Source organism: Gaiella sp., from assembly GCF_039915195.1.
Lineage (GTDB): Bacteria > Actinomycetota > Thermoleophilia > Gaiellales > Gaiellaceae > Gaiella.
This window is the reverse complement of the sequence record NZ_JBDSNT010000077.1, coordinates 1-21,836: the sequence shown is the minus strand read 5'-3', so window position 1 is coordinate 21,836 and position 21,836 is coordinate 1. Positions and strand designations below refer to the sequence as shown.

The following is a 21,836-nucleotide window of genomic DNA, read 5'->3' as shown; positions in this document are numbered from 1 at the left end:
TTGGTGCGCTTTGCCCCGGGTGCCCTCGATCATTCCTCATCCGGTCGCGCGATGTCGACGCGAGTCGGTCGAGGGATGCACTCCGCGATCGCGCCGATCGTAGGGTCTGCCCAGGGGGCTAGCAGCCGTTGCAGGAGAGGAACGTCGATCGCGTCGGCGAGATCGTCCGCCAGCGTGCCGCGAACGGCGATGCAACGAACGCCGGCCGACTTCGCCGCAGCGATGCCCGCCTCCGAATCCTCGAACGCAACCACCTCGGCAACGTCGAGGTCGAGCAGCGCAAGCGCCCGCAGGTAGCCCTCGGGATGAGGCTTGCCGTGCTGGACGTCATCGGCGGCAACGATCGGGGTGATCTGCACTAGAAGGCCCGCAATTCGCTCGGCCATGAGCGAGCCGCGGAGCGGCCCGTCGACTCCGAGCCACCCGCCGACGATCGCCTCCTCCGTCAGCCCCGCGAGCCGGGCGCGCCTCAGGCCCGGGCCGGGAGTTCGCCGGGTAGCTCGAAGGGGTTGCTCCACGCCCGGCGGCCGCGCTCGTCCTCGACCTCGACGCGCGCCCAGTGCCAGAACTCCGGAAGATCGAAACGGGCCACCGTGATCAGCCCGTCGGCGTCGCGCTCACGCTCTTCCCCGCGCCAGTTGCCCATCCCGAGCTCGGCGTTGACGGCGCACCCATCCCACGGTCCCGAGCGGAGACGCACAGATCTCGCGGGCGACGAGCGGACGACCACCGACGTCTCGTCGATCACGACGTCGCGGATCTTCGGACCGGCAGAGGCGTAGAACCGCCCGCTCCGGAGCGCCTCTATCACGGCCGCCCCCGAACGCTCCCGCGAGCGCACCCAGGTCCAACCGTGGCCGCTATCCTCGCCCGGCGTGTGGCAGTCGTCGGTCGCGAGACCCATCACCATCCGTCCCTGCTGGAGCACGTCGTCCCACTGCGTCGTCGAAAGACCGTTGCCCTGCATGACCTCGGAGCCGCCGTTCCAGATCTCGATCCCGGCGAGCGACGGCGCGACAAGCACGTCCTCGGCTCGGAGTCCGCTCCAGTACGGATGACAGAGGAACGGGACTCCGCCCCGGGCGACGATCCACGCCGCAAGGGCCTCGATGCCCGGGAACGGCTCGAGCGACTCCGGGAGGACGCCGACGCCGAGAGCGAGCACCTCGGCCTCGTCGTGGGCCGTCGGCGCATCGGCCGTCAGCTCACTCGAGGGGATGACGACGATGCGATCGTGCTCGACGTCGGTCACATGCCAGTGATCCGTGATCGCAAGCACGTCGAACCCGAGGTCGGCGTAGTGGTCGCAGAGAGCGGCCGGCAGCGGGTCGCCGTCCGAGTTCGTCGTGTGCGCGTGGAACTGGCAGCGCAGCCACACTCTGCCCTCACGGAAGAGCGAGCCGGGCATCACTCAGGGCGACGGGTGCGGAGAGGTGAAGTAGCACTTGCACGAACCACTCAGTGTCGGCTGGAAGCCCGTCCACCGGGGAGACTGCGCGCTGATCGCGTTCGAGACGACGAGCTGGATGTAGGGACGTTTTCTCGCGAGGTAGGCCTGCATCTTCCAGACGAGTGCCTGCCGATCCTTCACATTCGTCAGGGAGCCCTGCTTGTTCCACCAGCTGTCGTAGAGCGGATCGTCGAAGCCCGTGTCGCTGTTGTTGTACCACTCGGCCTTCGTCACCACGGAGAGATTGAACGAGGGATCGATGTACGGATGCCAGTACCACGTGTACATGTCGGCCTTGAGGTACTTTCCGCCCGGGGCGGTGATCAGCTCGAACGCCTGTGCTCCGTCACCGCCGGGCGTCAGTTTGAGCTTGACGCCGATTTTCTTGAAGGCCGTCGCGAGGATGTCGAACTGGCGATCGCCGTTGAAGTCGAGATCGTTCGGCACGATCACGCTGTAGCTCATCGCGTGCGCCGGCTGCGCGAGCTTTCCGGTCGTGGCGGGAACGACCCTGAGCCCGTCCGAACCGCGCTTGTACCCCAGCGAGTCGAGGATCCTGTTCGCCAACGCGACACTGTAGGGAAGGGGCTTGACCGCCGGGTTGAGCCAGCCCTCCGCCCTCGAGGCCGGTGAGAGGATGCTCGCCCACGGCTTCGCGTGGCCGCTGAAGATGACATCGACGATTTGGCGACGCGGGATCGCGTACTCGAACGCCTCCTTCAGGCGTGGCTTGAGCAACTCGCGGTTCCTCGACTTCTTCGGATTCGAGTTGAACCCGAGATTCGTGACCTGCGAGCCAGCGCCGAAATTAACCTTGATCCCGGGCTTGCCGTTCGCGGCGTCCGCCGCGCCGTAGGGGAGCGAGTCGATGTACTCGAGCTTGCCCCGGCGCATGTCCACAACCATCGAGGTCGCGTTCGTGTAGTAGGTGAACGCCACTCCGGCCGACTTCGACTTCGGGCCGTAGAAGTTGGGGTTCGGCTTGAAGGCGGTGGTGCCCTTCTGCTCGTATTGCGTGACGATGTAGGGGCCACCCGAGACGTTGGGCAGGCTCTCCTGCGGCTTGAACTCCTTCAGTCCCTTCCCGTTGCGCCCGAGCTTCGTCGACCAGACGTGTTTTGGAAGAACGAAGATCTGCGACAGGTTCGAGAGCACAGGGGCGATCGGTCGGCTGTACCTGATCACGAGTGTCTGCGAACCCGATGCCGATGCACTCTTGATGCCGTCGTACGAGCTCGCGACGTACGAGGTCGGCCCGTCCTTGTACTTGAGAACGGTGTTGATCGTCCATGCTGCATCGGCGGCAGTGAGCGGCACGCCGTCAGACCACTTGCCCTTCTTGAGTCGGAACGTCCAGGTGAGGCCGCCGTTGCTGCTCTTCCAGCTCGACGCCCAGTCGCTCCCGATCTTCGGCCCCGGCACGTACTGGACGAGCTGCGGGTAGACCATCGTGTGGGCCAACGAGTCGTTGGTCTCGATCCCGACGAAAGGGTTGAGGGAGGAGATGTAGTACGTCGTCCCGACCCGCATGACCTTCGACTCGGCCTGCGAGCTGCGCAGGCTGGAGGCGGCGACCGCCGGCAACGCGAGCAGCACGAGGAGTCCAAGTGCGAGGAGCGGGAAGCGGCGGGTGAGTGGGGAAAGCACGCGTCCTCCTGGGTTCGTCCTGTCGGGGTGGTCACGCGCGACCGGCCGAGGGGCGCATTGACCATGGAGTCAGGATCGTAGCGTGTGGAGCGACCGAAAGTGGGTAAGCAATCGGTGAACGGGTGGTTGACGCGGTCAAGTCTCCGCGTCAGGCGAGGACGATGCGCGCATCGAGTCCGGCCGCGCCATCCGGCGTCACGAGCAGCGGGTTGATCTCGATCTCGGCAATCTCGGGATGTGCCGCAGCGACGCGCGAGAGCGCTGCAGCCGCCTCGGCTGCTGCACGAACGTCCACGGGCGTGCGGCCCCGCGCGCCCGTGAGGATTCCGGCACCCCGGAGCGAGAGCAGGAGTGCTTCGAGCTCGTCCACACCCGCGGGTGCGAGCGCGAGCCGAACATCACGCAGCAGCTCGGCGTAGACGCCGCCGAGGCCGACGAGAACGAGCGGGCCGAAGCGCGGATCTCGCCGGCAGCCGACGATCAGCTCGACGCCGCCGGTCGTGTCGACGAACGTCTCGACCGAGTAGCCCCGGGGCGCCAGCCGCACGTGCATGTCGGTGGCCGCCGCTGCAACCGCGGCGTCGTCAGCAAGGCCGAGGGCAACGCCGCCGGCGTCGGACTTGTGGAGGAGACCGAGCGCCTTGAGCACAACCGGGTAACCGAGCTCGACTGCTGCGGCGCGGGCGGCGTCGATCGAATTGGCACGCCTCGCAGCACCGAACGGCACCCCGCCCGCGGCGAGGAGCTCACGCGATTCGAAGTACCCGTCGCCGTCGATGGGTGAGGCGGGCGCGCCGACCTCTGACACACCAGGGGCGAAGCCTTCGCCCTGCTCGACGAGGTGCGCAAGCGTCGCGACGACGCCCTCGATGTCGCGATAGACGGGCACGCCACCGTCACGCAGAACCTGTGCGGGCGCCGAGCACCAGTACATGGCCTGCGTGAGCAGCGGCCGTCCGCTTGCCTGCGCGGCATCGACGATGGCGGCAGCCACGGCCATCTCCTTCGGCGCGAAGTCGCGGTTCATCTCGCTGTAGCCGCCGAAGTAACCGGTGAAGATGACCGAGTCGACTTCTCCCGAACCGAGTACCGCATTCAGGACCCTCTCGAAGTTCCAGAAATCCACCTCGCCCGCTCCGGCAAGGTCGACGGGGTTGGCCGTGATGATCGTCGGTGCGATCTCGCTCAGCCTGGACTTGAGGCCATCGGACAGATCGGGGAGATCGAGCCCTGCTTCGGTGACGAGATCCGCTGTCACGACTCCCGTGCCACCGCCGTCTCCGACGATCGCCACCCGCCGTCCGCGCGGCCGATCGGAGGAGAGGCTCGCGAGCGCCCGATCGATGAGCTCCTTCGGCGTCGCAACGCGGAGGATCTTCGCTGCGCGGCAGGCAGCCTCGATCGCAGCGGAGTCGCTTGCTAACGCGCCCGTGTGTGAGGCGGCGGCGCGAGCACCTGCCTCACTGCCACCGGCGGCTAGTAGGACGACCTGCTTCCCGGCGGCGACCGCGGCGGCACCGGCGCGCGCGAAGGCACGCCCGTCGCGGAAGTCCTCGCAGTAGACGCCGATCACGCGCGTGTTCTCGTCGGCCGCGTACGACCCGACGAGCTCCGCCGCCTCGATGTCGGCCTGATTGCCGAGCGAGGTGAACCGCGAGACACCGACGCCATACTCCGCAGCGAGGAGGCTCAGTTCGAGTGCAAGGTTGCCGCTCTGCGAGATGATCCCGATCGACCCTGGCGTGAACGAGTTCGAGCCGACGTCCAGCTCTGCCGCAGCGTCGTAGACGCCGAGGCAGTTCGGGCCGACCATGACGGCACCGGCGGCTCGGACGCGCTCGACCACGGCAGCTTCACGCGCCTTGCCGGCGTCGTCGATCTCTCCGAGGCCCGCCGTGATCGCCACGATCGCCTTTGCGCCCGCCGCGAGAGAGTCGTCGATCGCCTGCTCGAACGCGGACTCCGGCAGCGAGATCACGACGAGATCGGGCGGGCCGGGAATCTCTGCAAGAGAAGTGTACGCCTCACGTCCGAGAATCTGGCCGCCCTTGCGGTTGACGAGCCACACGTCACGCCGATGGGCGCCGCGCAGCGCTCCGGCGGCGATCCACTGACCCCATTTCGTGGGATCGTCAGACGCACCGAGAACGGCGACCGAGCGTGGATCGAAGAGCGGCCTCAGGTCGCGCACGGCGACAGGGTACGCCACGCGGGGGGGCTGGCGCCGGGTACCCGCCCCCGCACCGGCATCACCCCACGTTCGCGCCGACAGGAAGCTCCTCGCGGTCCGAGCTGCCCGAGACACCGATCAGAGCTCGGGCCCGACCCGGGGGGACCTGGGGCTTGGACTCGGCGTGTGCCGGATCGAGCGACTTCCTTGTCGCTCGTTGTAGATGAGATGGAACGAGAGGCCCTGGACAGGCCTCATGAGGCTACGACAGGCCCCGGGCCTTGCGGCTGTTCAGCTGCTGCCGTTTCCCGGCAGTCAGCTCGACCTTCCGCAGCCGGATCGAGGTTGGCGTCACCTCGACACACTCGTCCTCGCGGATGAACTCGAGTGCCTGCTCGAGCGAGAGCGGTCGGGGCGGGATCAACCGCACCAGCTCGTCAGAGCTCGAAGCGCGCATGTTCGTGAGCTTTTTCTCCTTGGTGGCGTTCACGTCCATGTCCTCGGAGCGCGCATTCTCGCCCACGATCATTCCCTCGTAGACGCCGACACCCGGCGCGACGAAGAGCGTCCCGCGCTCCTGCAGGTTCGAGATCGCGAACGCCGTCGTCGGCCCCTGCCGGTCGGCGACGAGAGATCCGCTCGGCCGGGTGCGCAGCTCGCCATACCACGGCTCGTAGCGGTCGAAGACGTGGTGAAGAATGCCGGTGCCGCGCGTCTCTGTGAGGAATTCTGTGCGGAAGCCGATCAGGGCTCGCGCAGGGACGAGATACTCGAGTCGAACCCAGCCGGTGCCGTGGTTCACCATCTGCTCCATCCGCCCCTTGCGGAGCGCGAGCAGCTGCGTGAGCACGCCGATGTACTCCTCGGGTGCGTCGATCGCCAGACGCTCCACGGGCTCGTGCACCTTCCCGTTCACTTCCTTCGTCACGACCTGAGGCTTACCGACGGTGAGCTCGAAGCCTTCACGCCGCATCAGCTCGACGAGGACCGCCAGCTGGAGCTCACCACGTCCCTGCACCTCCCAGGTGTCGGGCCTCTCGGTCGGGAGCACGCGGAGCGAGACGTTGCCGATCAGCTCCGCATCGAGCCGGTTCTTGACCTGACTCGCCGTGAGCCGCGTTCCCTCGAGGCCGGCGAGCGGCGAGGTGTTGATGCCGACCGTCATCGAAAGCGACGGCTCGTCGACCTGCTCGACCGGAAGCGGGCGTGGGTCGTCGAAGTCGGCCAGCGTCTCGCCGATCGTGACCTCCGGGATTCCGGCAACGGCGACGATGTCACCTGGCCCGGCCTCGGGAGCCTCGACGCGGTCGAGCGCCTCGGTGACGTAGAGCTCGGTGACCCTGGCGCGCTCGACGGTGCCGTCGGCGCGACACCACGCGACCTGTTGGCCCTTGGTGATCGTGCCGTTCCTCACCCGGCAGATCGCCAGGCGTCCGACGTACGCCGAGGCATCGAGATTCGTGACGAGGGCCTGAAGGGGATGCCCTTCCTCGTAAGTCGGTGCCGGGATCGTCTCGAGCAACAGATCGAGCAACGGACGAAGGTCGTCTGCCAGCTCGTCGACCTTCAGCCCGGCCTTACCTGCCTTGGCGTTGCAGTAGACGATGGGGAACTCGATCTGGCTCTCGTCCGCATCGAGATCGAGGAAGAGCTCGTAGACCTCGTTCACGACCTCCTCGACGCGCGCGTCAGGACGATCGACCTTGTTGACGACGAGGATCACGCGCAAGTGCGCCTCGAGCGCCTTGCGCAGCACGAAGCGGGTCTGCGGCAGCGGCCCTTCGCTCGCGTCGACGAGGAGCAGCACTCCGTCGACCATGCGCAGCCCGCGCTCTACCTCGCCGCCAAAATCGGCGTGACCCGGAGTGTCGATGATGTTGATCTTCGTCTCGCCGTACCGCACGGCGGTGTTCTTCGCGAGGATCGTGATGCCCTTCTCGCGTTCGAGATCCATCGAGTCCATCACCCGCTCGGCCACGTCCTGATTGGCGCGGAAGGTTCCCGACTGCCACAGCATCGCATCGACGAGCGTCGTCTTCCCGTGATCGACGTGTGCCACGATGGCAACGTTTCTGATGTCATCGCGCGTGGACACGGAGAGCAGGGTAGCCGCGGAAAGCCCGACTGCCGCCGGTGGCATGCTTTACACAGGGCTTACGCCCGCCCCATGACAGGCTTACCGAGACCGACGACGATGGTGAACATGACGCTCCGCTCTCTCCGCCTTTGTACCGCTGTCGTAGCGGTCCTGGCACTTGCCGCGCCTGCTGCCGCGCTATCGGCGTCGTCCTATCTCACGAACGATCAGGGGATCGTTCAGTCTGTCGGTCCGGCACAGATCGAGCTGCGCGCCCTGGACGGCAGTATCGCCTCATTCACCGTCTCGGAAGCGACGCGGGTGAGGCTCAACGGCGAGCCGGCGCGACTAGCGGACATCCGACCGGGGCACGTTGCGACGGTCACGCACGACGGTGGCCGCCCGGCGGTTCTGATCCGAGCTTTCGGCAGACCTCCGCTGATCGCGAGCCGCGGCGTCGTCGCGGCGCTGACGAGGAACTCGATCACGATCGGCAGCGATGCCGGGCCGATCACGATCCCACTCGATCGCGCCACCGTGTTCCGGTTCCGTGGCGGCCCCGGCTTCCGATGGCAGGCCCGGCCCGGAGCGCTCGTCGTCGTCAAGCACCGCGACGGCCGCCCGGCGAAGTCCGTCAACGTCCTCAAGCGCGCGAGGGCGTGAACGTCAGAGCGCCCCGAGGCGGAACGATCCTGCTCGTCGAGGACGAGGAGGACATCGCGACGCTCGTTCGCACCTACCTCGAGCGAGAGGGCTTCGGCGTGACGTGGGTCTCGCGGGGTGGCGATGCGCTCCTCGCTCTCGAACAGAACGAGTTCCGCCTCGCAATCCTCGACCTCCAACTCCCGGATGCGGACGGGCTCGATCTGTGTCGCGCGATTCGCGAGAGTTCGTCGCTCCCCGTCGTCATCGTCACCGCCCGCGACGAGGAGATCGACCGCATCGTCGGCCTCGAGATCGGAGCCGACGACTACGTGACAAAGCCGTTCTCGCCGCGAGAGCTCGTCGCTCGCGTCCGTGCAGTCCTGCGCAGAGCGGAGCCCGAGGAGACGCACGAGGCGATCGTCGCGGGCGATATCGAGCTCGAGCATGACGGTCGAACGGTGTCGGTGGCAGGTCAGCAGATAGAGCTCACGGGTCGGGAGTTCGACCTCCTTGCGTACTTCCTCGCCAACCCTGGCACGGTAATGTCGCGCGAGCGACTGCTCGAGCGTGTCTGGGGGCTCTCCTTCCCCGGGGGCACGCGGACGGTCGACGTCCACGTCGCGCAACTGCGTCGCAAGCTGGATCGACCGGATTTGATTCGTACGGTGCGCGGCTCCGGATACAAGGCTGCGGCTTGAGTCGAATCCACGCGCCCCGCAAGCTCCGGACGCGACTTTTCGTCGGCATAGCGGCAACGGTTGCGATCTCCACGATCGTGATGCTCGCTGTCGGATCGGCTCTGACGCGACGGTCTCTCGACGAGGACGCGCGGCGTGCGCTCATCCGTCAGGTCGACCTGATCGCCGCGCAGCACGTCTCGAGCCCGCTGCCGCGACGCGACAGCGACATCGGGCGCTTCCTCGCAACCGAGGAAGAGCGCCTCGCGATTGTGACGCCGGAGCAGGCCGAGCTCCTCCTTCCCGGCGGAGCCGCGGATCGCCTCCGCCGCAGCGGGCGCGCGGTCGGCACCGTATCGGTGCGCGGAGAGCCGTTCCTCTATGCGGCCCGTCTCGGCGGCGGTGATGCGATCGTCCTCCTTCGCTCGACACACAACCAGTCGGATGACTGGACTCCATTCCTGGTCGGTCTTGCGCTTGCGGCCCTGTTCGGGCTGGCACTCGCAGCCGGCGTAGCGTTCCTGCTCGCGCGCGCCGTTGCCCGACCCGTCACCCGTGTCGCCGAAGCCAGCAAGCAGCTCGCCGAGGGAGGAGAGCCCGATCCGCTGCCGGTGGAAGGCTCGACCGAGCTCCGACAGCTAGCAGCGTCGTTCAACGAGCTCTCGGAAGAGCTTCGCCGCGCTCAGGATGCGGAACGGGCATTCCTCCTCTCGGTCAGCCACGAGCTGAAGACGCCGCTGACTGCGATCCGCGGTCATGCCGAGGGACTCAGCGACGGGGTCGTCGATCCGGACCGCGCCGGTGAGGTGATCGAGCGGGAGACACACCGCCTCGAGCGCCTGATCCGCGACCTCCTCGACCTTGCCCGCCTCCGACGCCGTTCCTTCGACGTCGCACTTGCCCCGGTCGATCTCGGCGTGATTGCCGAAGACGCGCTCGCACGCCATACGCCGCAGGCCGAGCAGTACGGCGTCGGTCTGGATGTCCGGATCGGGTCGGGAGCATCGGCGATCGCCGATGCTGGACGCACGCTGCAGGCTCTGTCGAACCTCGTCGAGAACGCGATCCGTTGTACGCCGCAGGGAGGGGTGGTCGTGATCGCGGCCACACCCGGGAGGCTGATGGTGACCGACAACGGCCCGGGGCTCGCCGTCGAGGATCTTGGTCGTGCGTTCGAGCGCTTCTACCTCTGGGATCGCTACGGCGCCGACCGACCCGTCGGCACGGGGCTCGGCCTTGCGATCGTCGCCGAGCTAGCGGAGGCAATGGGCGGACACGTCACGGTCGCGAGCACGCCGGGCGCAGGGTCAGCGTTCACACTCGTGCTCGAGCCAGCCTTGCTTTCTGATCGCACGGCTTACGCACGGCTTACGCAACGCTGAAATGCGTCGAACACCGGGGTCCTAGTGTCACGGGTGTAACCACATCCACTGGGAGGACCGTGTCATGAAGCGCTCAATCATCGTCGTCGCCCTGGCCACCGTACTGGCGACCCTTGTCGCGACAACCGCCGCACTGGCCGGCGGATCGAGAGACAACACGCTCTATCGCTACATCGGCCAGCTCCAGAGCAAGACCGCGTCGTCGGTCACCGTCACGGTGCAGAACGGCAACCACGCCGCACTGCGATCACTGATCGGCCAGCCGCAGGTCCAGGAGTTCGCGACGAACGACAAGACCGTGTTCCTGAAGTGGACGAACGGGATCCCCACGGTCGTCGGTCTCGACGATCTCGCCCCGAACGACTACGTCACCGTCAACATCCGTGCAGATCGCGGCGCCACGATCGCCCAGACCAAGGTCAAGCCCGCAGCAACCGTTGCTGACCGCGGCCCGACGTGGGAGAGGCCAACGAAACCGCTCTACCTCTTCCGCGGCACATTCGTGTCCTCAGCAGACGGGACAATCACGATCACGGTCAAGGGCGGCAACCGTCCGGCCCTGAAGCTCCTGATCGGGCGGCCAGGTGACCAGACGTTCACCACCGGGCCGGAGACGGTGTTCCTGCACTGGGCGAAGCGCATCCCGACCGTCATCGACGCATCGAAGCTCAAGGTCGGCGACCGGATCATCGTCCGGATCCGTGCCGGCCGTGGCTCCACGCTCGCGCAGGTTCAGGCGACGCCCGCCAAGCGTGTCGCGGACCGCGAGCCGAGGGCAAGCGAGACCAACCAGAACAACCAGTCGTAACAAGGGGCAGGGAAAGAGGGGGCTTCCGGCTTCGGCCGGGAGCCCCGTCTTTGCGGGCGTTACTCCGCGAGCCGGATCGCTCTGGCGTCATCCTCCGGCGGATCGGCTGGGCGTGCGAGCACTTCTACGGACCTTCGCGAACGTCGCGGAACTCAGGCGGCCGATGTGTTGACGTAGATCACTCGGAGTCGCGTTCCGGTCTTCGAGCACCCGGCGCCCTTCGCGCGGATCGGCGAGGAGGTCAAGCACTTCCATCCCGCTCGAGGCGACCGGAGCTTGATCAGCCTCAGGGCTCCAATCTGGATGGTGCCGATCGACGGAGCGTTGACGAGCCCGCGCACGATCGACTTCGCAGTCGTGCAGTTGACACCCGTTCCGATCACGATCAGCCTCTGGCCACTCACGGTCATGGAGGAAGTGCAATTGACCTCAGATCGTGCTGAGACCGACGCGGCAGCGACAAGCGCGGTTGCGACGATCACGAGAAGGACGACGAAACGACGCACAACAGACCTCCATTCGTTGCCAGTGGACGGAGGATAGACGTCCGGCCGGAGTGCGGCCCGGGCGACCGCCGCCTACTCCCGTGCGGGAGCACGCCGCCGGCTCCGCCGACGCTTGTGAGTCCTCCACCACGGGACACAACAGGTATTGATATCGAGATGATCGCCGTGCCCCGGAACCGGCTCGCCGGCTTCGTCGACTCGTCGGGCTTCACGGCGTTCATCGTCGGCGTCATCCTTCTCAACGCTCTCGTTCTCGCCCTCGGTACGTACGAGACCATCGCCGAGCGGTACGGATCGACGCTTCATGACGTCAGCGATCTCTGCTTCGTGATCTTTGTGATCGAGCTCTCACTTCGGATCCTCTCCTACGGCGTGCGGCCATGGAACTTCTTCTCGAGCGGCTGGAACATCTTCGATTTCGTCGTGATCGGCTCGGTCTTCATTCCCGGGGTTCGCGAGAACGCGACGTTGCTGCGGCTAGCGCGCCTCGCACGCCTGATGCGGGTCGTGCGGCTGTTGCCGGATCTCCGCGTCCTGCTGCTCGGCGTCTGGCGCTCTGTGCCGCCGCTTCTCTCGGTCGCCGGTATCACTGCGGCGATCCTCTTCGTCTACGGCATGATCGGCTGGCTGATGTTTGCCGATTCGATCCCGGAGCACTGGGGGAACATCGGCCGCGCGATGCTGACGCTGTTCGTGATGCTGACGCTCGAGAACTTCCCGAACTACATGTATGAGGGGATGGACGTCCATCCCTGGTCGTGGGTCTACTTCGTGAGCTTCATCCTGATCGCGGCCTTCATCGTCCTCAACGTGCTGATCGGGATCGTGCTCAACTCGATGGAGGAGGCACGCGAGTCCGAGCGCCGAAGGACAGTGCAGGACGAGCATCCTGAACGAGCGGGGCCGGTCGTCGACGTCGATTCGTCGGCTCCGGTCGTCGAGCGCATCGCGCTGCTCCGGGCGGCGCTCGACGAGCTCGAGGTGGAGCTCTCGGCCGGCAGCGTCGTCGAGCCGCCGGCGCCCGGTACCGTCGAGACCTCATGAACGTCCTCGTTCTGCAGCACATCGCCTGCGAGCCGCCCGGCGTCTTCGAGGATGTCCTCGTCGAGCGCGGGGCAACGCTGCTGCGCGTCGAGCTCGACGAGGGAGAGTCCCTACCTTCGAGCCTCGCCGGTATCGACGCGATCGTCGCCATGGGTGGGCCGATGAGCGTCAACGACGAACTCGGGCATCCGTGGCTCGTCGCCGAGAAGACGCTCATCGCAGAGGCCGTGCGGGGTGGAACGCCGTTCTGGGGCTCGTGCCTCGGCGTCCAGCTGCTCGCCTCCTCGCTCGGTGCGAGGGTAGTGCGAGGGCCGCTGCCCGAGGTCGGCATTCTCCCCGTCCATGCAACCGACGAGGGGCTCGTCGATCCTGTCTTCGCGGCTCTCGCCTGGCCACGTCCGACGCTCCAGTGGCATCAGGACACGTTCGACCTCCCGGGGGGAGCAACTCTGCTCGCAACGTCGCCCGCGTACCCGAACCAGGCGTTCCGCGTCGGCGACGTCGCCTATGGCGTCCAGTTCCACGTCGAGGTGGATGGGGCGATGGCGGACGAGTGGGCACGGGTTCCCGCCTACATCTCCTCGGCTGACGAGGTGCTCGGCGCAGGCGGGCTCGACCGGCTACTGGCGGACTTCAGGGCCTCGATGGCCGAGATGCAGGCAGACGGTCGAACACTCTTCGGTCGCTGGGTCGATCTCTGGGCCTGACACGCCCGCACTGCGCGACCGTATCGACGAGCACGAGCATCGCGGGGAGCCGGGGGAATGCCGCAACGGGCCGGCGACCAATCCGGCACCGTGGATAAGGCCGAGATCGCGAATGACGCCCTGGACGCCCACTGGCTACGGTCGGTCGGTCGGTCGGTCGGCACGATAACTACTGCACGTGCCAGAGCGTGGCGGAGCGGGCCGAACCCTCCTGCGGTCGGAGGTCGGCGAGGCGCATGTACTCCGGCACCTCGCCCTGCGGGATGCTCGACGCATCGGGATGATCCAGCTCTACGAGATTGCCCGCCGGGTCGCGCACGTACATCTGGATCCCCCCGTCCGGAAGCTCGTACATCGCGTTCCCGAACGTGTCGTGATCGAGCAGGCCGAGCTCCTTCATCCGGCGATAAACCGGCATGAACTCGCTGATCTCGAGGCCGAAATGCGCATGCGACGGAGGCTCGCCGGGCCGCTCGAACAGATGGATCTGACAGTTGCCCGCGGCGAGCCAGACGACAGGGAACGCGAAATTCGGCGTCGGCAGAGGGACGAGCCCGAGTTCGTCCACGTAGAACCGCCGAGAGGTCTCGAGGTCGTGTGCGACAACGCTGACGTGGTTGAGAACGGAGCCCACAGACTCATCATCGCGTCCGCGCGTCCGCGCTGCAAACCACACCGGTGATCCAAACTGCCCACTCGGCGGCAGTCCGCGCCGAAACCGACTCGGCCACCACGTCCGCTCGCCGAGAGATCGTCGTCGGCTACGCAGCTCCGATGTCGCGTCCGAAGTACGTCGCGGTCAGCGGCTCGCCCGTCGCCTGTTCGAGCAGATGATCCCAGCGCACCGACTGCCCTGGCCGGAAAATCCGCTCGCGGAGGAGCGCACCGGCGGCCGGGCGTTCCACGAGCCCGCCACACTCACGGTCGAGCGTCGCCGAGAGCTGCGACGCGACGAGGTGACCGTAGAGATAGCAGTGGTAGTAGACGGGAGCGCATGCCACGTGGATCTTTGCCGCCCAATCGGGATTCGACCGGCCGGCCGGAGCGGCGATCAACTGGTACCGCTCCACGAGCTCCCACCAACGCGCGTCGAGGTCCGAATCCGGATCGGCGTAGAGGGAGCGCTCGAAGTTCGTCATCACGAGCACCCACCGCGCGAAGACCAGCATCTCCGCAGCACGGGCGGCACGCAGATCCGCTGCAATCGCGGCCACCTCGTCCGCACCTGCGCCGAGTACGCGCTCGAGCCACTCGGCGTCCCCCGCCAGCCGCCCCATCAGGATCGCGATCCCTTCAGTGACGAGCGTGTGACAGTCCCGGAGCATCCAGGGGAGTGTCGGATCGATGCCGCCGTCGAACGTCGCATGGCCGAGCTCGTGAAGCATCGTGTCGAGCCAGTACTGCCCTGGCACGACGTTTGCGAGCACACGCACGTCGCCTTTCCGATCGATGTCGATGCAGAACGCGTGCTGACACTTGTCGTCGCGCGGGAAGAGATCGCTCCGATCGAGAACCGGTCGCGTCTCTATCCCGATCCCGGTAAAGGTTCGCTCCGAGAGCGCCACCGTGTCACCGTCCGCCAGGATCGGCCCGAGATCGATTCCGCCCTCGACGGGAACCTCCTGGAAGAACGGGTCGGCGTAGTGCCAGGGAGCGAGCTCGGTCATCGCGCAGCTGAACCGGGCCGCAAGCGCCCTGTCGAGCTCGAGCTTCCAGAGCGCGAACGGCTCGGCCGTTGCAGCGTCGACCTCGTCGAGTGTGGCGAAGAGCTTCGTCTCGTCCATCTCCGAGAGCGCGAGGGAGAGCGCGAACCAGTCCCGATAACCGACGGCGCGCGCAGCGGCGTTGCGGAGGCGCGCGAGCTCGCGCACGTCGTCGGCGACCGCCGCACCGACCGTCTTCGAGGCCTCCCACGCTTCCCGTCGTTCGGAGACATCGCCGGAACGACGAAGGATCTCGAGGATCTCGTTGTTGTCGACCTGGCTGCCGCCGACGACTCCCCGGTGGGCCGAGAAGATCATCTCGGCTGCCGTCTCGAGCTCGATGATGCGCGTGCGGAGATCGGCCGGGACCTGATTCGCGAGCAAGGCTGCCCGGAGGAGATCCAGGCGCCGCCGCGCCGACCCAGTCGCCTCGGAGCGAGCCGCCTCGATGAGCGAGAATCGCTCGCCGTCGGCGAGGAAGTCGGAAAGCGCCTGCTCCATCTCGATCCTGCGAGCCTCGTTCTCGCCGTTCGCAAGGACGTTGATCTCCCACGCGGCCTTCGATGCGGCCGCGTGAATAGGTGCCAGGTCGGCCTCGATCCGGTCTGCGACGGCCTCTGCGTTCGTCATCCGGATCGACTCTAGTGCAACGCGCTTCCGCCGCGATTCGGCAACACTTGGCAACGCGACCGCGAATAGCCACAATACGATTCAACGACCAAGGAGTAATCCCATATGGCCACCAGAGCTCACGTGAACATCGATCGCGCGCGCATCAGGGAACTGACCGAGCGTGAGACCGCGAAGCTCGATGCGCGAACGCAGGGCTCGAAGGAGACCTACACGCGCGCGCAGGTGAGCCTTGCCGGCGGCGTCGCGTCGTCGTACCAGTCCCGCGATCCGTGGCCTATCTACCTCTCACATGGCAAAGGGGCGCAGGTCTGGGACGTCGACGGCAACGAGTACCTCGACTTCCATAACGGCTTCGGCTCGATGGTCCAGGGCCATGCACACGACGCGATCTCGAAAGCCGTGAACGACCGGATCGGACTCGGGACACACTTCGCGGCGCCGACCGAGGACTCGATCGTCGTCGGTGAAGAGCTCGCCCGCCGTTGGGGACTCGAGCACTGGCGCTACGTCAACTCCGGCTCGGAGGCGACGATGGACGCGATCCGGATCGCTCGAGGCGTCACCGGCCGCGACACGATCGTGAAGATCTTCGGCTCCTACCACGGGCATCACGACTACGTCATGGTCTCGATCGGGGTCGAATACGACGCGATCGGCGATCGCTTCGATCTCCAATCCATTCCCTACGGCCTCGGGATCCCCCAGGTCGTCGCGGACATGACGGTCGCCGTCCCCTTCAACGACGCGGAAGCCATGGAGCGTCGGATCGAGAAGTTGATCGCCGAGGGCCGCAAGCCGGCGTGCGTGATCATGGAAGCAGCAATGATGAACCTCGGCGTCGTCCTGCCCGAGCCGGGATACCTCGAGGCGGTACGCGAGATCACGCACAAGCACGGCATCCTGCTGATCTTCGACGAGGTCAAGACCGGCCTCTGCATCGCGGCCGGCGGCGCGGTCGAGAAGTACGGGGTCGTCCCTGACATGGTCACGCTCGCGAAGGCACTCGGCGGCGGCCTGCCATGCGGTGCGATCGGGGGTACGAAGGAGTTGTTCGAGAAGGTCATCTCGGGAAAGATCGTCCAGGTCGGCACCTACAACGGCAACCCCCTCGTGATGGCTGCGGCACGGGCGAACTTGTTGGACGTGATGACACCGGAGGCCTACGACCACCTCGACGCGCTGAACGAGCACATCCTTGCCGGCTGCCAGGCCGTGATCGAGAAGTACGAGTTCCCCGGTTACTCCGTCGGCGTCGGCTCGAAGGGCTGCGTCACGTTCTCACCCGAGAAGATCACGGACTACGAGTCCTTCAAGGCGAACCAGGACGAAGAGCTGTGCTCGCTCGCGTGGCTCTACAACATGAACCGGGGCATCTTCATGACGCCGGGGCGCGAGGAGGAGTGGACGCTTTCGATCACCCACACGATCGAGGACTGCAACACGTTCGTAGCGGCGTTCGAGGAGCTGGCCGCGGATCTGACGTCCTGATCTTGAAGCAGTTGGCCGTTGGCAGTTGGCCGAGGTCTCGAAGTCGTGGAGTTTGAGCCTCGAAGTCGTGGAGTTTGAGCGTCGAAGTCGTGGAGTTTGATTATCGTGGGTGAACACGAGCGGGACCGTCGCGATGTGAGACCGCGACCGGCTACGCGGCGCTTACACGCTCTCCGCTGCGGCACCGTCGGCGGCTGCGGGGTCGGTGCCCGGCATCGAGCGCTGGCACCAGCGCACGCCGGGGGGCGCCACTACGTCAAATCGACCACGACTACCGCACCTTCGTGCGGGAGAGGGCGAGCGAGATTCTCGCCGCGGGTGGGATTGTGATCGCAGCCGGCCACGACCGCCCGCTGCTCGAGCAGCCCTCGACCCGAGCGGCTCTGGCTATCCCTTGGGACGATCGTCGCAGACGGCCCTTTTGCGGACGTCTGTGAGGAGTACCTGGCGAGCTCGCCCGAGGTGAAATGACGCCGCTGCCGCAGCCGCGATGCGGCTAGCATCCCCTGATGGCGATTTCCACCGACTGCAGCACGATCCCCTACGACTGGTACTTCGACCCTGCCGTTGCACGTCTCGAGCAGGAGCGGATCTTTCGCCGCACGTGGCAATACGCTGCCCACACCGGCGAGCTCTCGGAGCCCGGCTCGTTCGTCTCCACCCGCGCAGGCAACGTTCCCGTGGTCATCGTTCGCGGTCGCGATAACGAGCTTCGCGCGTTCGTGAACGTCTGCCGTCACCGCGGTTACCTGCTCTGCGACGGAGCAGGCAAGCGCGAGACGCTCCAGTGCCCCTACCACGCATGGACCTACGATCTCGACGGATCGTTACGGTCGGCGCCGCGCTCGGAGCTGGAGCCCGGCTTCGATCGCGAGAATCTCGGCCTCGTCCCCATGCTCGTCGATACCTGGGGGCCGTTCGTGTTCGTCAACCCCGACACGACCGCCGGTACGCTCGCCGAGCACCTGGGCGATCTTCCGCGCATCGTCGCGGAGGGCGGCGTCGACGTCGACGCCCTTGCGTTCTATCAGCGCTTCGAGGTCGAGTACGACGCGAACTGGAAGGTCTGTGTCGAGAACTACCTCGAGTGCTACCACTGCGCGATCGCGCATCCAAGTTTCTCGAAGGCGATCGACGTCGCGCCGGGAACCTACGCGCTGGAGGAGTACCCGACGTTCTCGACCCAGTTCGGCCCACCGAAGAACGGCGGCGGAGGCATCTACGACGCGACCGGCGAGATCGACCGTGGTCAGTTCCACCTCCTCTTTCCCGGGACGACGCTCAACGTCATGCCCGGCCGTGGCAACTTCTCGATCGGCCCGGTGATCCCGGTCGGCAACGAGCGCACGTACCGCTTCCTCGACTACTTCTTCCTGCCCGATACGGATCCTCAGTGGATCGCGGACTACCTGGAGCTCGACACTCAGGTTGGCGGGGAGGATCGTGTCCTCGTCGAGCGCGTCCAGGTCGGCATGCGCTCCGGCATCGTCACGGCGGGAACGCTGATGCCCGAGTCGGAGCGGCTGATCGGCCACTTCGAGCGGCTGCTCGTGGACGCTCTGGGCGCCGACGGCTAGCCGTTCACCAGATCGAGATCCACGAGCACCGTGTCTCTGCCACGATCACGCCGATGAATCCGCCTCCCACCGACCAAGAAGGACGTCTCCTCAACCGCGAGCTGTCGTGGGTCGAGTTCAACGCTCGTGTCCTCGATCTGGTCAGCGACCAGAAGCTGCCCCTGCTCGAGCGGGTGAAGTTCTGCGCCATTTTCTCGTCGAACCTCGACGAGTTCTTCATGGTGCGGGTCGCCGGCCTGATGGGTCAGGAGGCTGCAGGGTTCGCCGTGCGGTCGACGGACGGCATGGCTCCGACACAGGCCCTCGCTGCGCTTCGAGCGAGGATCCTGGAGCTGACGACCCGCCAGGCGCAGCTCTGGACGGATGATCTCCGACCGGCGCTCGCCGCCGCCGGAATCGAGATCGTGACAGTCGAAGAGTGCGCGCCCGACGAGCTCGATCTGCTCGAGTCGGTGTTCGAGCAGGAGATCTACCCGGTCCTGACACCGCTCGCCGTCGGCTCTGGCCAGACGTTCCCGTACATCTCGGGCCTCTCCAACTCCCTCGGCGTGCTCGCGGCCGACCCTGACAGCGGCGAGGAGCGATTCGCGCGCGTGAAGGTGCCCGAAGGCCTCGATCGCTTCGTCAGCTCGGGCTCACGTCTCGTGCCGCTCGAGTCCGTCATCGCCCATTTCCTGCCTGCGCTCTTCCCGGGAATGGCGATCTCCGAGAAGGCGCTCTTCCGAGTTACGCGCGACGCTGACTTCGAGGTGTCGGACGACGCCGACGACCTCCTCGAGGCCGTCGAGTCGGAGCTTCGGCGTCGGCGCTTCGGCGATGTGATCCGTGTCGAGGTTTCGGCATCTGCATCGGAGGCGATGCTCGATCGCCTCCGAGACGGACTTGGCGCGACGGACGACGAGATGTATCGACTCGACGGGCTCCTCGACCTTGCCGACCTGATGCAGCTCACGAAGATCGATCGCCCCGACCTCAAGGACGAGCCCTGGGTCCCGTTGACACAGCCGCGCCTCGCGCATGCGAAGGACGCGTCGCGCTTCTTCGATGAGATCCGCCGCGGAGACGTGCTCGTCCATCAGCCGTACGAGTCGTTCCGCTCGAGCTTCGAGGCCTTCGCGCGCGCGGCCGCCGCGGACAAGGACGTGATCGCAATGAAAACCGCGGTCTACCGCACGTCCGATGACAGCGCGCTCGTTTCGTCCCTCATCGACTGTGCCGAGCAGGGAAAGCAGGCCGTTTGTCTCGTCGAGTTGAAAGCCCGCTTCGATGAGCGCCGCAACATCGAGTGGTCGCGTGAGCTCGAGCAGGCTGGAGTCCACGTCGTGCATGGATTCTCGGACATGAAGATCCACGCGAAGATGACGCTCGTCGTCCGTCGCGAGGCCGGTGGACTGCGCCGCTATGTCCATATCGGAACGGGCAACTACCACGCGTCGACGGCGCGGCTCTACGAGGACGTCGGGATCTTCACTGCCGACGAGGAGATCGCCGCGGACGTCGCTGACGTCTTCAACTACGTCACGGGCTTCGGTCGTCCACAGAAGTTCAGCAAGCTCCTGGTTGCGCCGTTCGAGATGCGCAAGCGGCTCGTCCAGGAGATACGTCGCGTCGCCGAGGCGAGCCGGAACGGCGAGAAGGCCCGGATTCGACTCAAGCTCAACAACCTCGTCGATCCGACGATCATCGACGAGCTGTACGCAGCCAGTGCGTCTGGGGCACAGATCGACATCTGTGCGCGCTCGATCTGCATGATTCGCCCCGGCGTCGCGGGAATGTCGGAGACGATCCGCGTGCGCTCGATCCTGGGGCGGTTCCTCGAGCACAGCCGTATCTACTCCTTCGAAGCGGGAGATCGCTCAAACGTCCTCATCGGCAGTGCCGACTTGATGCCTCGCAACCTCGATCGGCGCGTCGAGATCCTCGCCCCGATCGAGAACCCGCGTGCCCGGCACGAGCTCGATGCGATCCTGGATAGCGTCTTCGCTGACGACATCCACGCCTGGGCACTCGGAGAGGATGGGTCGTGGGCTCCCTTGATGCCGAAGAAGCCGGACAAGGTCGTCGACCACCAGATCGCGATGATGAAGCGTGCCGAGATTCGAGCCCGCAAGCAGTCGCCCGCGCGCGTCAGCAAAAAGCCATAGTTCGATGCGGTCGTCCGAGCCGACCGTCAGAATCGGGGTTCGAATGCGCGTCGCGGTGATCGATGTCGGCTCCAATACGGCGCGTCTTCTCGTCGCGAACGTGACCGACGACGGCGACGTGGAGCCCCTTGCGCAGGAGCGTGACTACCTGCGGCTGGGTGCCGAGATCGAGCGCACGGGAACGCTCGGGCCGAAGAAGATCGCGGCGTGCGCGAAGACCTGCCGGGGGTTCGCCCGTCGGGCGGCTGCCCTCGACGTCGATCTCGCGACCGTGATCGTGACCGCTCCCGGTCGCCAGAGTTCCTCGGGTCAGGCGTTGACCAGCGCGCTCGGCGAGGCAACGGGCTTGCCGGTCAGGACGCTCACGTCGGCGAGCGAAGGGCGACTCGCGTTCGACGGCGCCGTTGCCCGCGCAAGCGGCGAACTTCCGGGGGTCGTTGCCGTGGTCGATCTCGGCGGAGGCTCCACCGAGATCGCCGTTGGCAACCCGCGACTCGGCGCCGCCTGGGTTCGCTCCGCCGACCTCGGCTCGCTCCGCCTCACGCGTGCCTACCTGCGCAGTGATCCACCAAGCGCTCGACAGATCAGAGACGCCCGGGATGCCGCCCGCCGCGCACTCTCCGTGCTCCATCCTCCGTCGCCCGACCTCGGAATCGCCGTCGGCGGGAGCGCGCGCGCACTCGGGAAGATCGTCGGCCCGAATCTCGACGTGGATGCCCTCGACGAAGCCGTCGCACGTCTCGGCCGCCGGCCCGCGGTGAAGACGACACGCTCGTTCGGGATCAGCGCAGAGCGCGCCGAGACTCTCCTGGCCGGAGCGATCCTCCTCTCCGAGGCGTGTCGTGCTCTCGGTTCACCCCTCGAGCTCGGGCGTGGTGGTCTGCGGGAGGGTGCCGCGCTGGAACTTGCCGCGCTCCCGGCAGCGCGCGCCGCCTGAGCCGACGCCGCGACGTCAGGACTGCCAGGACTTCCACAGCGCCGCGTAGGAGCCCTCGTTCGCGATCAGCTCGTCATGCGTCCCGAGCTCCTGGAGCAATCCGTTCTCGACCACTGCAACACGATCCGCGTCGTGGGCCGTGTGCAAGCGATGGGCGATGGCGACGACGGTGCGGCCCGTGAGTACCGAGGCGAGCGAACGCTCAAGGTGTCGTGCCGCGCGCGGATCCAGCAGGGACGTG

The 21,836-nt window shown here is 66.5% G+C and carries 18 protein-coding genes and 1 pseudogene; 10 read left to right on the top strand and 9 right to left on the bottom strand.

Annotation, left to right across the window (positions count from 1 at the left end):
- Positions 1-29: 29 nt before the first annotated feature.
- The 5 genes from ABIR74_RS07955 to typA all read right to left on the bottom strand — a co-directional run bounded on the left by ABIR74_RS07955 (position 30) and on the right by typA (position 7,362).
- Positions 30-518 carry an HAD family hydrolase gene (locus ABIR74_RS07955; protein WP_348176825.1) on the bottom strand — a complete coding sequence of 163 codons (489 nt, stop codon included), beginning with the start codon at positions 516-518 and terminating at the stop codon, positions 30-32.
- Positions 470-1,408, bottom strand: a complete 939-nt coding sequence (locus ABIR74_RS07950; RefSeq protein ID WP_348176823.1) for a CehA/McbA family metallohydrolase — start codon at positions 1,406-1,408, stop codon at positions 470-472. The genes ABIR74_RS07955 and ABIR74_RS07950 overlap by 49 nt, the downstream gene beginning before the upstream one ends.
- 3 nt (positions 1,409-1,411) lie before the next feature.
- Positions 1,412-3,097: an ABC transporter substrate-binding protein gene (locus tag ABIR74_RS07945; protein ID WP_348176821.1), complete on the bottom strand. Its 1,686-nt coding sequence runs from the start codon at positions 3,095-3,097 to the stop codon at positions 1,412-1,414.
- A 148-nt stretch (positions 3,098-3,245) separates the two neighbouring features.
- Entirely contained in the window at positions 3,246-5,288 is a 2,043-nt protein-coding gene (locus ABIR74_RS07940) for an acetate--CoA ligase family protein (RefSeq protein WP_348176819.1), read from the bottom strand.
- 241 nt (positions 5,289-5,529) lie between these two features.
- On the bottom strand, positions 5,530-7,362 hold the full coding sequence (typA, locus tag ABIR74_RS07935; RefSeq protein WP_348176817.1) for a translational GTPase TypA: 1,833 nt from the start codon (positions 7,360-7,362) through the stop codon (positions 5,530-5,532).
- Positions 7,363-7,470: 108 nt separating this feature from the next.
- Here typA and ABIR74_RS07930 point away from each other — a divergent pair, with 108 nt between their 5' ends.
- The 4 genes from ABIR74_RS07930 to ABIR74_RS07915 all read left to right on the top strand — a co-directional run bounded on the left by ABIR74_RS07930 (position 7,471) and on the right by ABIR74_RS07915 (position 10,856).
- Positions 7,471-8,007 (top strand): hypothetical protein, encoded by a 537-nt coding sequence (locus ABIR74_RS07930; RefSeq protein ID WP_348176815.1) that lies wholly within the window; start codon positions 7,471-7,473, stop codon positions 8,005-8,007.
- Positions 8,004-8,687: a response regulator transcription factor gene (locus tag ABIR74_RS07925; RefSeq protein ID WP_348176813.1), complete on the top strand. Its 684-nt coding sequence runs from the start codon at positions 8,004-8,006 to the stop codon at positions 8,685-8,687. Before ABIR74_RS07930 ends, ABIR74_RS07925 begins: the two co-directional genes overlap by 4 nt.
- A complete protein-coding gene (locus ABIR74_RS07920) occupies positions 8,684-10,048 on the top strand; it encodes a HAMP domain-containing sensor histidine kinase (RefSeq protein WP_348176811.1) in 1,365 nt (454 codons plus the stop codon). Before ABIR74_RS07925 ends, ABIR74_RS07920 begins: the two co-directional genes overlap by 4 nt.
- A gap of 64 nt (positions 10,049-10,112) precedes the next feature.
- The gene (locus ABIR74_RS07915; RefSeq protein WP_348176809.1) at positions 10,113-10,856 is read left to right on the top strand and encodes a hypothetical protein; all 744 of its coding nucleotides are present in this window, start codon (positions 10,113-10,115) and stop codon (positions 10,854-10,856) included.
- Positions 10,857-11,008: 152 nt separating this feature from the next.
- Here the strand turns inward: ABIR74_RS07915 and ABIR74_RS07910 are convergent, their stop codons facing one another.
- The gene (locus ABIR74_RS07910; protein ID WP_348176807.1) at positions 11,009-11,266 is read right to left on the bottom strand and encodes a hypothetical protein; all 258 of its coding nucleotides are present in this window, start codon (positions 11,264-11,266) and stop codon (positions 11,009-11,011) included.
- A gap of 252 nt (positions 11,267-11,518) precedes the next feature.
- Here ABIR74_RS07910 and ABIR74_RS07905 point away from each other — a divergent pair, with 252 nt between their 5' ends.
- Positions 11,519-12,406: an ion transporter gene (locus ABIR74_RS07905; RefSeq protein ID WP_348176804.1), complete on the top strand. Its 888-nt coding sequence runs from the start codon at positions 11,519-11,521 to the stop codon at positions 12,404-12,406.
- Complete coding sequence (locus tag ABIR74_RS07900; RefSeq protein WP_348176802.1) at positions 12,403-13,113, top strand: type 1 glutamine amidotransferase; 711 nt, start codon at positions 12,403-12,405, stop codon at positions 13,111-13,113. The genes ABIR74_RS07905 and ABIR74_RS07900 overlap by 4 nt, the downstream gene beginning before the upstream one ends.
- Before the next feature lie 169 nt (positions 13,114-13,282).
- Here ABIR74_RS07900 and ABIR74_RS07895 read toward each other — a convergent pair whose 3' ends face one another.
- The gene (locus ABIR74_RS07895) at positions 13,283-13,747 is read right to left on the bottom strand and encodes a VOC family protein (protein WP_348176800.1); all 465 of its coding nucleotides are present in this window, start codon (positions 13,745-13,747) and stop codon (positions 13,283-13,285) included.
- 127 nt (positions 13,748-13,874) lie between these two features.
- Positions 13,875-15,446, bottom strand: a complete 1,572-nt coding sequence (locus ABIR74_RS07890) for a M2 family metallopeptidase (RefSeq protein WP_348176798.1) — start codon at positions 15,444-15,446, stop codon at positions 13,875-13,877.
- Between the two features lie 105 nt (positions 15,447-15,551).
- On the opposite strand from ABIR74_RS07890, the gene ABIR74_RS07885 reads away from it, so the two are divergent.
- From ABIR74_RS07885 to ABIR74_RS07870, 4 genes are all read left to right on the top strand, one after another.
- A complete protein-coding gene (locus ABIR74_RS07885) occupies positions 15,552-16,937 on the top strand; it encodes an aspartate aminotransferase family protein (RefSeq protein ID WP_348176795.1) in 1,386 nt (461 codons plus the stop codon).
- 509 nt (positions 16,938-17,446) lie between these two features.
- A complete protein-coding gene (locus ABIR74_RS07880) occupies positions 17,447-18,514 on the top strand; it encodes an aromatic ring-hydroxylating dioxygenase subunit alpha (RefSeq protein ID WP_348176791.1) in 1,068 nt (355 codons plus the stop codon).
- 53 nt (positions 18,515-18,567) lie between these two features.
- Positions 18,568-20,658, top strand: a complete 2,091-nt coding sequence (gene ppk1, locus ABIR74_RS07875) for a polyphosphate kinase 1 (RefSeq protein ID WP_348176789.1) — start codon at positions 18,568-18,570, stop codon at positions 20,656-20,658.
- 43 nt (positions 20,659-20,701) lie between these two features.
- Entirely contained in the window at positions 20,702-21,595 is an 894-nt protein-coding gene (locus ABIR74_RS07870; protein ID WP_348176787.1) for a hypothetical protein, read from the top strand.
- Between the two features lie 15 nt (positions 21,596-21,610).
- Here ABIR74_RS07870 and ABIR74_RS07865 read toward each other — a convergent pair.
- Positions 21,611-21,836 (bottom strand): annotated as a pseudogene (locus ABIR74_RS07865) (ABC transporter ATP-binding protein); the annotation flags it as partial.